This window comes from Methylococcales bacterium, assembly GCA_030949405.1.
Lineage (GTDB): Bacteria > Pseudomonadota > Gammaproteobacteria > Methylococcales > Methylomonadaceae > WTBX01.
The window spans coordinates 1,505,232-1,518,788 of sequence record JAUZSN010000002.1 but is presented as its reverse complement, the minus strand read 5'-3'; the positions used below and the strand labels follow the sequence as shown (position 1 = coordinate 1,518,788).

General features: G+C 36.2%; 8 protein-coding genes. 3 read left to right on the top strand and 5 right to left on the bottom strand.

Annotated elements, in window-relative coordinates:
- Window positions 1–2: 2 nt before the first annotated feature.
- The 5 genes from Q9M50_07985 to Q9M50_07965 form a co-directional block, all read right to left on the bottom strand.
- Entirely contained in the window at window positions 3–3,284 is a 3,282-nt protein-coding gene (locus Q9M50_07985; protein ID MDQ7090569.1) for a PAS domain S-box protein, read from the bottom strand.
- 78 nt (window positions 3,285–3,362) lie between these two features.
- Window positions 3,363–6,767: a PAS domain S-box protein gene (locus Q9M50_07980; GenBank protein MDQ7090568.1), complete on the bottom strand. Its 3,405-nt coding sequence runs from the start codon at window positions 6,765–6,767 to the stop codon at window positions 3,363–3,365.
- Window positions 6,768–6,851: 84 nt separating this feature from the next.
- Window positions 6,852–9,551 (bottom strand): right-handed parallel beta-helix repeat-containing protein, encoded by a 2,700-nt coding sequence (locus Q9M50_07975; GenBank protein MDQ7090567.1) that lies wholly within the window; start codon window positions 9,549–9,551, stop codon window positions 6,852–6,854.
- A 255-nt stretch (window positions 9,552–9,806) separates the two neighbouring features.
- A complete protein-coding gene (locus tag Q9M50_07970; GenBank protein MDQ7090566.1) occupies window positions 9,807–10,268 on the bottom strand; it encodes an RDD family protein in 462 nt (153 codons plus the stop codon).
- Window positions 10,269–10,448: a hypothetical protein gene (locus Q9M50_07965; protein ID MDQ7090565.1), complete on the bottom strand. Its 180-nt coding sequence runs from the start codon at window positions 10,446–10,448 to the stop codon at window positions 10,269–10,271.
- A gap of 413 nt (window positions 10,449–10,861) precedes the next feature.
- On the opposite strand from Q9M50_07965, the gene pcnB reads away from it, so the two are divergent.
- Genes pcnB through panB form a run of 3 tightly spaced genes read left to right on the top strand, consistent with a single transcriptional unit; the run spans window position 10,862 to window position 13,529 of the window.
- On the top strand, window positions 10,862–12,241 hold the full coding sequence (pcnB, locus tag Q9M50_07960) for a polynucleotide adenylyltransferase PcnB (GenBank protein MDQ7090564.1): 1,380 nt from the start codon (window positions 10,862–10,864) through the stop codon (window positions 12,239–12,241).
- A complete protein-coding gene (folK, locus tag Q9M50_07955) occupies window positions 12,238–12,723 on the top strand; it encodes a 2-amino-4-hydroxy-6-hydroxymethyldihydropteridine diphosphokinase (GenBank protein MDQ7090563.1) in 486 nt (161 codons plus the stop codon). The genes pcnB and folK overlap by 4 nt, the downstream gene beginning before the upstream one ends.
- On the top strand, window positions 12,720–13,529 hold the full coding sequence (gene panB, locus Q9M50_07950; protein MDQ7090562.1) for a 3-methyl-2-oxobutanoate hydroxymethyltransferase: 810 nt from the start codon (window positions 12,720–12,722) through the stop codon (window positions 13,527–13,529). Before folK ends, panB begins: the two co-directional genes overlap by 4 nt.
- Window positions 13,530–13,557 lie beyond the last annotated feature (28 nt).

Below are 13,557 nucleotides of genomic sequence, written 5' to 3'. Positions count from 1 at the left end.
ACTTATCCAAATAATTTTAATAAATTTTCATATTGAAAATCATCAATATGTTGTTGAATAGCCTCTGCAAGTTGACTATTTTGTTGGGAAACCTGTTGCTGTAACGCTTCTATTTTTTCAATATCAATATGTTCAATCGCTTGTTTTAATTCTGCTTGTAATTCTTCAGATAAGGATAATACGCTCGTTTTTAAATCAATCGCTGTTGATGTTTTTTCTATGACTTTATTTAAAGAAACATCACCATCATCGTCTTTAACATCCTCATTTTTCAAAAATTTTATTAGTTGTTTAATTAATTCATTTCGATTAACGGGTTTGCGTAAATAACCATCACAAATTTCACTAATCACTTCTTTATCTTGATTAAGTGCAAAAGCGGTGACGGCTATAATTGGAATATCTTGCGTTTTTTCAGTTGCTTTTAATTTATCAGCGGCTTCATACCCATCCATAACAGGCATTTTCATATCAAGAAGGATTAAGTCAGGATGGACATCCAACGCTTTTTCAAACGCTTGGATGCCATTTTCAGCAAAGTAAAGTTTAAATCCCCAATCCTCAAGATAGGTTGCTAAAATTTCGCGATTATAATCAACATCATCAACAATTAAAATTTTAGCGGGTTCAAAAAAGATGTTTTCGCTATCAAAGTCATTTTCTACTCCCAAATCAACAACGGTAGAGCCTATTTCAATATTAGGCATAAATAAACTAAACGAGGTTCCCACTCCTACTTCACTTTCAACCCGCACGTTCCCCTTCATTAAGGCCAAAATTTGTAATGTAATGGTTAATCCAAGACCTGTTCCGCCATAAAGTGTTTCTTTTTGTCCTTTTACTTGGGCAAAAGAGGAGAAAATAGTTTCTTGTTGATCTTTGGGAATACCAATGCCACTATCAGAAACCGTCATGGATAAATCCACTTTAGAGGGATCTGAGTTCTCAACCTGTTGACATTTTATGATCAGTTTAATAAATCCTTCATGGGTAAACTTAACGGCATTACCAATTAGATTAATTAAAACTTGGCGTAATCGTGACTCATCAATAATAATAACATCAGGTACATTTTCATTAACATTACACTCAAATGATAAGCCCTTATCGTATGTTTTTTGAGAAAAAAGACTATTTAATTCGGTACAAAGTGCGTTAATAGAAATTGAATGAGCTTGTAATTCCATTTTTCCTGATTCAATTCGTGAAAGATCAAGAATATCATTAATAAGATGTAATAAGGATTGTCCCGAGGTATGAATCGTATCAAGATAATGCGATTTTTTTGAATCGTGTTCTAACCGCTTAAGAATTTCAGTAAACCCTAAAATTGCATTCATTGGCGTACGAATTTCATGGCTCATATTGGCTAAAAATTCTGACTTAGCCCGATTCGCTGTTTCAGCGCGAATTTGTGCATCCTGTGTTTCTTCTTCATTTTTCTTACGCTTAGTAATATTATGCGTTGTTCCCAATACACCAATCAACGAGCCATCATCTGCTTTAACTGAGGTACTGGTCATTTCATAGAGTATTTTTTCATCTGAATTTTTATACGAAAGCCATACTTCACGCGTTGATGCTTTATCCGCCTTAATTGTTTCCCGATCTTGTCTAAGAAACATTTCAGCATCTTCAGGTTTAAAAAAATCAAAATCACTTTTACCAATAATTTCTGTTGATTTAACCCCTAAAAATTTTTCCATCATCGGGTTACAGGCAAGATAAATACCATTAATATCTTTTAACCACATTAAATCAGGAATATTTTGTAAAATATTTTTCTTTAACATTTCACTTTGATAAAGTTTTTCGGTTGCCTCACGCCGATCACTAATATCCGCATGAGTTCCCACTATACGTAAAGCAACCCCATTTTCATCCGTATCCGCTATTTTTCCCCGTGATCGAATCCATAAATAGCGTCCGTTTTTACATAAAAATCGTAATTCCGTATCGTAGTGATCACTTTTCCCTGAAATATATTCGCTGATACCCGTCTCGACTCTCACAATATCACCTGGATGAATACGTTTTTGCCATTCATCAAGCGTTTGTGGAAACTCATCAACTTCATAACCCGCCATTGTGTAATAACGCGCATCAAAGAGAATAGAGTTTGTCGTCAAATCCCAGTCCCAAACGCCATCATTGGCCACTGAAATGGCTAATTTAAAGCGATTTTCACTATTTTTAAAGGCAAGTTCAGCTTTTTTACGCAAACTTAAATCACGACAAACCGCATAAAGAATAGATTTACTATGATAAGGAATAAGCGTTAAGCAAATTTCAACAGGAAAGCTTTCACCATTAGCCCGTTCATTAGTCCATTCAAACGTATTAAGCCCGTCTTCATAAGCCAGCCCAATCATTTCATCGGCCTTTTCCAAAGAAAGAATACCATCTAATTGTTTTTTAGGCGAAATAAGCGCAAGATGCTTTTGTAATAATTCATATTTAGACTGATAACCAAACATAACAACCGAAGAATGGTTACACGCTATAATCTTATTACCATCAAATAATAAAATGGCATCATTACTTTTTTCAAAAATTATTTTGTATTTTTCTTCACTTTCACTCAGCTCCGTCATTTGTTTAATAATTTTAATTCTAATAATTAAAAATGCAAAAAATGAAAACCCCGCAATTAAAATAATAATAATTCTAAATATTTTATGCCCCACATCATCACGGTATCTAATTGTTTTTTGAATCCGTTTTTCTAATATTATAAAAAAATCATCAATTTCATTTAAAATTTTCGCTCTATAGTCAATGTAATTTTTACTCTCTAAAAGATCGACAGCCAATTCATAATCAGGCGACCCTTTAATCGTATATATTCCTTTTTCATCTGCAAAGACTCCATTCACCGCATTAAATGATTTTTTTTCTATTTTAAATAATCGTGTTGAATAAAGTTTAATTTGTTCTAATTTTTTTTGCTCAATTTTCGTAACAACTAATGCTTTTAACCTATTGTATAAAGCAATTTTCTTACCTTTAGCATTTGGCTGTGTTCCATTATAAATATTTCGTATATTCCAATACTGTCGCTCCCAGCCTTTATCTCTCTTTTTTACATAATTATAAGCATAACGTTCTAATTTATTAGTGCTTTGTTCTAAATCTTTAGCCACTAATAACGATTGTAGCCGCAATTTATAACTTTGCTCTAATTCAATATAATTTTCAAAAATCAATCCCGCCATAACCGCTAATGCGATTAAAAAAATAACGGTTATTCCGTGAAGTGTGGTAAATAATTTTTTTAGGTTCATTTAATTAACCTTAAATTATAGTTCATTATGATATTATTATTATGGTCAAAGCATCAATTTTTAGATCACTAAATTTATTTAATCACTAAATAGTTTTAATAATACTTCATATTCAAAATTATCAATTTGTACTTTAATTGCTTCAGCGAGAGGAACATCAAGCTTATCAATTTCTTTTAATAATATTTCAACTTGGTCAATATCAACTATTTCAATAGCTTGTTTTAGTTTATCACGCAACTCATCTGGTAATACGCTTAATGAATCCTTAGTGAGAATATAGTCGTCTTCTTTATCTTTTGTTTCTTCACAAATATATTTGACACCAAGATAACGTTGCATAATTTCAAAAATATCTGTGTGTCTAAAAGGCTTGCTAATAAACTCATCACAACCCGATTCAAAAATTTGTTCTTTTTTATCTTCAAAAACAGAGGCCGTTACGGCAACAATAATCGTATGTTTTAAGTGTTCCTTAATAATTCTACTGGCATCAAACCCATTCATAACCGGCATTCGCATATCCATAAAAACTAAATGCGGTTCCCACTCTTTACAAATATCAATTGCAATTTGGCCATTTTCAGCCTCCTTAATTTGAAACCCAAACGGGGATAGCAACTCAATAAGTATTAAACGATTTAAATAGTCATCATCAACAATTAAAATATTATGTTTACTTTGATTTGGTTCTAAAGCAACAATTTTAAAACTGGTCGGTTCCGCTACAACATTCTCTTTTGGTTGATTAACAACCAGATTAAATTTAAAAATAGAGCCTTTATTGGGTGTACTTTCAACATGAATATCCCCCTCCATTAATTTAATAAATTGCCGCGTAATCGCTAAACCTAATCCTGCACCCTCTTCTGATTTTAAACCACTACTCGTTTGCATAAAGGTTTGAAAAACCTTTTCTAATTCTGATGCCGCTATTCCACAGCCTGTATCTTCAACTTCAAAGGCAAGCATTAAATTTGTTTTGAAGGTTTGAGGAAGCCAAAGACGAAGCGTAATGCCTCCTTTTGAGGTAAATTTAATAGCATTACTAATTAAATTGACTAAAACTTGTCGTAATTTAGTTTTATCTGTATGAATATATTTAGGAATATTGCCATGATATTCAAAATTTAACGTTAATTTATTTTTTGCTAATTTATCTTGAAATAAAGGTTCTAATTCGGCCAGTAAATCCAGTAAATCAAAATCTGATTTTTGAAGCACTATCTTTCCTGCTTCAATTTTAGAAATATTGAGGACATCATCAATAAGATTCAGTAAATGATCCCCACTACGATTGATAATTTTAATATTTTCGCGTTGTTTTGCGGTTAAATTATCACTATTCGCCATAATTTGAGAAAACCCTAAAATTGCATTTAAGGGCGTACGCAACTCATGACTCATATTGGCAACAAATTGGCTTTTTGCTAAGCTGGCTTGTTCTGCGGCTTCTTTAGCTCGCTTTAATTGATCTTCTGCTTTGTTTCTTTCAGTAATATCTTGAATAATGCCCACAAAGATGGAGGTATTTTCTGTTTTAACCAGTTGTAATCGCACTTCTATTGGATAAATAGAGCCATCTTTACGTTGGTGTCGCGTTTGAAAAAGAATAAAGGGCAGCTTCCCTTCACGCAACGGTTGAATAATATTTTTAAAATAATCAAGACTGTAATCGGGTTTAATATCAACCGTCGTTAATTTTTTAAGTTCATCCATTGAGTAACCTAAATTATGACGAGCCCCTTTATTGACCTGAATTAAGAATAAGGTATCTGGGTCAAACATATAGATTTCATTCCAAGACTCTTCTAAAACGCGCCCTAAACGAGTACTTTTTTCTTCCGCCTCTTTATATTTGGTAATATCATCTTTAACCGCAACATAATGATCAATAATCCCCGCTTCATTACGTATCGGAGCGATGACGGTTCGTTCCCAATACGTTGCCCCATTTTTACGTTGATTAATAAACTCACCATGCCAAACTTCCCCTTTAGTTAAGGTTTCCCATAAATCTTCAAAAGTTTCTTTAGGGGTTAAATCTGATTTTAAAACACGTGGGTTTTTTCCAATAACCTCTTCGGCTGTATAACCCGTTACTTCGGTAAAGCGCGGATTAACGTACTCTATATTGGCCTTTAAATCTGTAATGGCAATGCTACTTGGGCTTTGTTCGATTGCCACTGTCAATTTTTTAAGTTCTTGAGTCCGCTCCGTAACAATCTTTTCTAACAGGTTTTTAGTTTCTGCATCAATCCGTGCTTTTCGGGCTTTTTTACCCAGAACTAAAATTAACCCGATTGCAAATAACGTCGAAATTAATGTAATCGCTGTCGTTAATAAAAAGATACGTTGCAAATTATTAAAATTCGCCATCGCTTCTTTTTCATCAATTTCTGTTGCAAAACCCACACCTAACGTACGATTCCATATCCACGCACCATAAACAGTAACGCCTCGATAATCACGATACCCTTTCATATTAATAATTATTTTACTGCGATGATCATTCAGGTTAGAAGATCTAGGTTGTTGGCTTAAAGATCGAATATCTTCTGCCATATAGGTAAAAGGGCGTTCTTTTAAAGGAACTCTGGGGATATAGCCATCTAGTAAGTCCCCTCCAGGATCACGAAGCTCCATCTGTGTGGACGGGGAGTCACTTACTAATAATTCAAGTTTAATCAACTGTTGCCGAAACCGAGACGTTGTAAACATACTCCCAAACTCATCAACCAAATAACTTTCTCCACTTTTACCAATACGTCCTTGCTGAATAATTTCAGACAGTGCATTTTCAGGTAATAAACGTTGCGTTAAGATGGCAATGACTTTGTTATCACGCGTTTGTATCGGTGCTGCAAAAAAAAGTGTTTTTGGACGTTCTATATCTTGACTTTCAAGCGGAACATCTGATTTAAGCGGCGGAACAAAAACCACTTTTCCTTGAAAAACCTGAGCCATTAAGGCAGGTTTTCTAAGACCAATAAAGTTTTGAGTCCCCAAATTAGTGTCGCGACGAGACCCTAAGCTTATGTTATCGGGCGAAATAATAAAAAAACCAATATTGTGTTGCTCTTGCTCTCTTCTAGCAAAATAATCTCTTGCTTTTTTTAGTGCGGCTGATTTTTTTAAACTGTCTGCATCCGTTGGTAATGTGAGCAGTTCTTCTGTTATTTTAACTAATTCGCTATCACGCCCCAGTTGTAGCAAATAACTTTTTCGTTCTTTAACAAAAAAATCCATTCGATCATGGGTCATTTCTAATACAAACTTAAGTTCATCCTCTACAGACTTGATCGTTTGTTTTCGGTTTTCAGTTAAGGTATATAAAATCAAATACATTGAAAAACTTACAATTGAAATCAGTACCAATCCAATTAAAGCGCGAAAAATCCGAGAATGGAAAGGGCGGACTAAATTATTATCCGAAAATGAATTATTTTTAGCGTCCGTAACATTAGAAGATGAATTTTTCATGGTTTTGCCATTTTTATATTTTACCCAAGGTAAAAGTAAGCGCGTTAAAATGACACGCGCATTGTGTTTCGCTTGATTCTTTATTTAAGGGATAAGAAAGGATTCAATATTAGAATAATCACTTTCACCTAATTTATTATAAGCTTTTACTGCAACATGAAAGGCGGAGCCTGAAGGTAACTCAACCCTAAAGTGGGTTTGATTCTTCACATCAAAAGACTGTATGCTCTTAGCACCTGTATAAGGCTTAGGGGCATAATATAAGCGGTAGCCTTCCGCATCAACTTCAGCTTCCCAAGTAATATCAATAATCCTCCCAGTCCTCTTCAACGTCATGGGTGGATTTTTAAGATTACCTAAAGACGGTGGGCGTTTCCCTGAAACATAGATTAATATTTGCGATGAAAAGGGTGCTAGAACTAAGCTTTCCCCCATGTCACGCCCGTCTAAATCCTTATAGAGCGTTCCATTCAAGCTAACTGTTTTTTCATGTGCGGTAATATTACTAAAAAGTACCGATTGTTTTTTAGCGTCATTCAATCCGCCCGCGACCGCTTCAAAAGTCAAACTATCTATTGTCAATGCATCCGCACCACTTCCCCCTTCTTTAATGGATGAAAAACTTAAAACCATTTCATCTCGGTCATCAGGGCCTACAAAAAATAATTCATGGGCTTTATTAGTTGAATCATACGCAACGGTAATGGTTTCAAAACGTTTCCATTTCCCATCTTTAGGCGCGTGATTGAGTTCAACACGCAAGGAACCCATTCCATTCCCCACCGCATTAAATTTTAAACGATAAACCTGATTTTTACTCACCGCAAAGCGATTACTATTCGGCGCGGTCTTTTTTGCCGTTTCTAAAACAATTTCAAACCCTGTTTTAGTTAATAAATTAGCACCGATTACCTGAGAAACCTGATAGATTTTAAGATTCAGGTCGCATCCTTTGGTGTCGGGTTCATCATCAGGAAAAAGGGTTTTCCAACGGGCTAATGAATAACTTTTATTATTTTTAACCAAAACCGTTTCACCGTAAGGATTACAATAACGCTTATTATTAAACGTCCCATGATCGACCGTCCCTGATAAAACTAATCCTCGTTGATTCGGGGTCAGTGAATACAGCGTATTTCCTTCAATAATATTCTGAGCCGATTGAGCCGATGTTCCCTCAATCGCCATTTGAGGATCATTGTTAAACACCACATTATTACGAACCGTGGTATTTTTAAACCGATTCAAACGAATTCCCATGTCAGGGTTATTCGCAATCGTATTTCCTTCAATAACGTTGTCTCTATAGTCATTATCCGAGCCAATTCCCATCCCATAGCTGGTATGATGCGTACACGGTGTATTATTTAAATTAGCGCAGCCATTCGATTCATCAATATTACCGACACTATCTAATAAAAAATTTCCTCGAATGACGTTGGCATCCGAACCAATGCTCATGGCTCCGCCATCGTTAAGCAGTGATAATGCATTTCTAACTAAATTGTTTTCAGCATAATGATGCCCTGAGGCTTTTAAATAAATTCCCGTCCAACCTGTGGTGTTAATGGTATTTTGACGTAATGATTGCGCACGTCCAAACACAGAAATCCCCAAACCATAGCAAACGCCTTCATAACGCTCACAATAAAGTGGAAACATGCCGGTATTATTAATTTCATTGCGTTCAACCACGCTATTTTCAACATCAAAATCACGCTCTCCATTCAATAAAATACCGATACTTAGTTGATTATTGAAGGTATTCTCAGAAACCAAAAGATTAGGGCTTTGCCAAACTGAAACACCAATCGTGTTATATTCAAAATGACAATTCCGAACGGTCACATTATTTGAATGATAAATTTTTACCCCTTCAAACGTAAAATGACGAAAGGTCAAGTTCTCAACAACATTATTATCTTCATGCCAAGAAAAATCGATTGCTCGACGATAAGTCGATCCTTCAATTAATACTGTATTTGGGTCACGATTTTTACGGGGATAAAGATAAACTTTTTTAGTTTTTGCATCATAATACCATTCGCCAGGATGATCTAATTCTTCTAATTTATCATCCAAAAAATAGCCCCACTCAGGTAACTGCGTTCTTAAGCCCGTTGCATTAATTTGACCGTTGGCCGCTTTATAACCCGTGACTTTAAAAACTTTATAATACCAACTATAAGTTCTAATGCGTAAGGTCGCATCTTTCCAATACCCATCAGGTTTAGGATAATTAGCCAAAGCAGGATCCGTAAAGGCATTATCACCCGCACTTGCGCCCACTTTAAGCCAATTTTTTTCCGCTGGCGAATCAACATTAGGATAACGCGCGATGGTCATCATCTCACCATTAACAAATAGGTGGTTAATCGTATTTTCGACGTTATTAATATTCGGGGTGATAAAGGCAGAGACATCCGCCTCATAAACAGCAGAGGATAACCCGCTGTGTGTTGTGGGTTTCCAGTTTGTTATTTGAACACTGCCTGAAATAACAGGATTCGGGCCTTCTCCATACGCCCCAAACGTTAAATTAGATTGAAAGGTATCCGCACTAACCACCCCCCGAAAAACCTCCCCTCGCTTAAACAGTATGCTCGAATTATCCGCATATTTTTCCTGATTAGCTCGCTCTATTGTTTTCCACGGTTGGGCTTCACTCCCGTTGTTCGCATCATTTCCAGTAAGATCGGAAACATAATAGTTAGCACTATAAGCAGGAAAAGCCCCCCCTAGAGCTAAACTACAGAACAAAATTAAAGCTATTTTTTTTGACACGACTCTACTCCCTTCATCATAAAAGCTGAACGGTCAGATAAATTCTTGGCGGTTAGCTCTTTGTTTTATACGTTTTAATAAAAATCACAGGGATTCTCACACATTTACTATTGCTATATTTTTTGTTTTAAATTTATTTAGTCAAATTGTGATATTTATTACAAAAATGTAAGCACTGACTTTCAACTATTTATTCGGCTACCCAGCGCATTTTAAAAAAAACAAGTCAACTTAAATAAATTCTATTTTTATTCTTCATTCTAATTTAGAATCATCAAAAACCAAATAGGTCTTTGATAAATGATCGTGCAGGGCATGGTTATTTTTATCCAGTACTATCCATAAAAAACCTAAGCCCCCGATCCCCCATGACAACAGGGCCGCTAAAAATCGTATTAGCGCGTGTTTCCACGTAACGGGCGTACCATCCAAGGTTTTTAAACGAATTTTCCACGTTCTAAGCCCTGCTGTTTGCCCTCTATGTGTCCAAAACCAACCATAGAAAATAAAACTCACTAATAAATAATAAGGCGTATTAATAATTTTGGAGGTAACCGCTTCACCCGCATTAAAAGGTAATAAACTCGTTGCCGCTAAAAAAAGAACCGCCAAAAGAAGAAACGAGTCATAGATTATCGCACCGAAACGACGAAAAAACCCCACGCCAGTGAAAACCATTAACGTAGGTTCGGGAGCAGACTCATTAACCACGTTCAATTATAACTTAAACAAGGCAAGTTTCTGTCCGTAATACATACACATTGCGCCTAAACCGCCTAGCATCAGTAATGAAAATACAAAAGGAGGTTTATGCAATAGAAGTATTGATAAGTCTATAACGAAAATACTTGATAAAATAGGGGTATCAACAAAGGCATTAATAATTTTTTTAAACATAAATTTTTCCAATCATGACCCTTTACTATGCGTATTATAAAGAGTATAGCTATAGATAAGCGTAAGATGTATTACAATTCACCTTACACGTTCAATTGACAATTTTACGGTTCTTTAAAACTTACCTCAACGTGCACACATAAGTTGAGTGTTGTGTCTTATCCAGTTTCTAGTTTCACTTAGTAAACTAAGCAGAGCTTGAAAAACACTAAGCTAACCTCGTAGAACCGACGGTTTAAAAGCAAGAAAGACAAGGAACATTTATATGAAAATCTAGTTTTCACCCCCTTTATTTGTTATGCTTTTAACCAATTATACCTAGTTATAGATAAGAATTACAGAACAGTTGATCGCTCTATTCCAAAAAGATATAAAAGCAAGATGTTGTTTGAGCTTCAATCTATCAAGATGATATGATGACCGAAATTAAAAAAATAACAGGGAATAGAGTCATTTTAAATTTGCCCAAAAATAATCACCCTCCAAAAGGAAAAGCTGAACCCGCTATGCAACCAACCATTTATACGCGATCAGAGCATACAATTTTACCTACACAAATTAATGCCAATGCTCTCACCGTTTTACATCGCTTAGAAAAATCAGGGTTTGATGCCTATTTAGTCGGGGGCTGTGTACGCGATTTATTATTAGGACGCGAACCTAAAGATTTTGATGTCGCTACCAATGCAAGTCCAGAAGAAGTTAAAAAGGTTTTTCGTAACTGTCGGCTTATTGGCAAACGCTTTCGTTTAGCGCATGTTTATTTTGGACGTGAAATTATTGAAGTGGCGACCTTTCGAGGGTCTACGAATGAAACCAGTGAGCATCAACAAACGCATAAAGATGGACGGCTTTTGCGTGATAATATTTATGGCACCTTAGAAGAAGACGTATGGCGACGAGATTTTACCGTTAACGCGCTGTATTATCGTATCAGTGATTTTTCAGTCATTGATTATGCTGACGGCATGACCGACCATAAAAATGCCATGCTACGGTTAATTGGTAACCCCGATACGCGCTATCGAGAAGATCCTGTTAGAATGCTTCGTGCTATTCGTTTTGCAGTAAAATTAGGCTTTAGTTTACATCCTGATTGTGAACAGCCCCTACATGAATTAGCCCCATTGCTATTAGGGATTCCGAGTGCGCGTCTCTATGATGAAACCCTTAAATTATTTTTGTCGGGTTATGCGTTACAATCGTTTGAAATGCTACGCCACTATGGTCTCTTTGCCATTTTATTTCCTCAAACAGAGCAACAACTTGCCATTGAAGATCACGATTTTCCTCGTGTATTTTTGATTAAAGCCCTAGAAAACTCCGATAAACGCGTGGCTTTAGGAAAAAGCATCACCCCTTATTTCTTATTATCGGCTTTTTTATGGGAAACCGTACAAATTAAAGCTGAAATTAAGCGGGAACAGGGGGAAAACCAATATATGGCCTTACAATCTGCCGCTCATGAAGTTCTTAAATTACAAGTTAAAAGTACCGCGATTCCAAAACGTGTGACCCAATCCATGCGAGAAGTCTGGACCTTACAAACACGCTTTGAACAACGCAGCCACTCAAAAGTTTACCGTTTACTTAATCATCCCCGCTTTAGAGCCGCCTATGATTTTTTAGTCTTACGTGCTGAAACAGGCGGCGCAAGTTCTGAGCTAGCCCAATGGTGGACCGAATTTCAAGACGTTGATGTCAAACAACAAGAAAAAATGTTGTCTCCACTTAATAAAGGTGTCCGAAAATATCGCCGCCGCTCTTCTAAAAATAACGCAAGCCCATCATGAATCAGTCCGTCATCGCTTATATTGGCTTAGGGAGTAATTTAAGCAATCCTATCGCTCAAATCAATAGTGCGCGTGAGTTCATTAAAACCACCGCTAATCTAACCGAAATTGCATTTTCAAGCTTGTATTGCAGTCCTCCCATGGGGCCTGAAAATCAACCTAATTATGTGAATGCCGTCATGGCTATTTCAACCGCCTTACCCCCTATAGATTTATTACGCTATTTACAAAAAATAGAAAGCGATCATGGGCGTATAAGAGTTCAACGCTGGGGGGCTAGAACCCTAGATTTAGACCTCTTATTATATGGCGACCAACAAATTAATATTCCCGATTTAATTGTGCCTCATATTGGCCTCAGTGAACGCGCGTTTGTTTTATACCCCTTACACGAAATTGCATCGGACTTAGAAATCCCCTTCTTTGGTTCAGTCAAAGACTTAGTGGCCGCCTGTTCATTAAATGGACTTGAAAAACTATGAAATATGCTCAAAATTCGCATCATAGTTTAACCATTCTTGATTTAATCGCACTCAAACAAGTAGGTGAAAAGATCAGCTGCTTAACTGCTTATGATGCAAGTTTTAGTGCATTAATTGATAGGCTAGGCGTTGAAGTCATCCTAATTGGCGATTCCTTGGGTATGGTTATACAAGGTCAAAATACCACCGTTCCTGTCACACTGGATGAAATTATTTATCACAGTCGCTGTGTTATTCGGGGAAGAAAACACGCCTTTGTCATGGCGGACTTACCTTTTTCAAGCTATTACTCAAAAATAACCGCTGTTGAAAATGCAATGAAACTGATGCAGCAAGGCGGCGTACAAATGGTCAAACTCGAAGGGGCTAAACTAGATATTATTCGTTTTTTAGTGGAACAAGGCATTCCTGTCTGTGGGCATTTAGGATTACTGCCTCAATCCATTAATCAACTTGGGGCTTATAAGGTAAAAGGAAAACAACCTGAAGAAGCAAATAGAATTTTTGAAGATGCTCAAAAAATAGAACAAGCGGGGGCGGATTTACTGATTTTAGAATGTGTTCCCGCCGTATTAGCTAAAGAAATAAGTTTAGCGTTAACGATCCCTGTTATCGGCATTGGCGCAGGCGTTGATTGTGATGGGCAAATTTTAGTACTCTACGATATGATTGGCTTAGGTGAAGGTAAACGGCCTCGATTTACCCAAAATTTCATGGATGGAACTAACACTATTGAAGAGGCGATTCAATGCTATCATCATGCCGTTAAACACACCTTATTTCCAACGCTTGAACAAAGCTATTAATTTTAACGTAAGAAAGCCGTCATACCGA

Coding starts and splice junctions, on each gene's coding strand:
- Q9M50_07985 (MDQ7090569.1), bottom strand. CDS start 3,284: ATGAACCTAAAAAAATTATTTACCACACTTCACGGAATAACCGTTATT.
- Q9M50_07980 (MDQ7090568.1), bottom strand. CDS start 6,767: ATGAAAAATTCATCTTCTAATGTTACGGACGCTAAAAATAATTCATTT.
- Q9M50_07965 (MDQ7090565.1), bottom strand. CDS start 10,448: ATGTTTAAAAAAATTATTAATGCCTTTGTTGATACCCCTATTTTATCA.
- pcnB (MDQ7090564.1), top strand. CDS start 10,862: ATGATGACCGAAATTAAAAAAATAACAGGGAATAGAGTCATTTTAAAT.
- folK (MDQ7090563.1), top strand. CDS start 12,238: ATGAATCAGTCCGTCATCGCTTATATTGGCTTAGGGAGTAATTTAAGC.
- panB (MDQ7090562.1), top strand. CDS start 12,720: ATGAAATATGCTCAAAATTCGCATCATAGTTTAACCATTCTTGATTTA.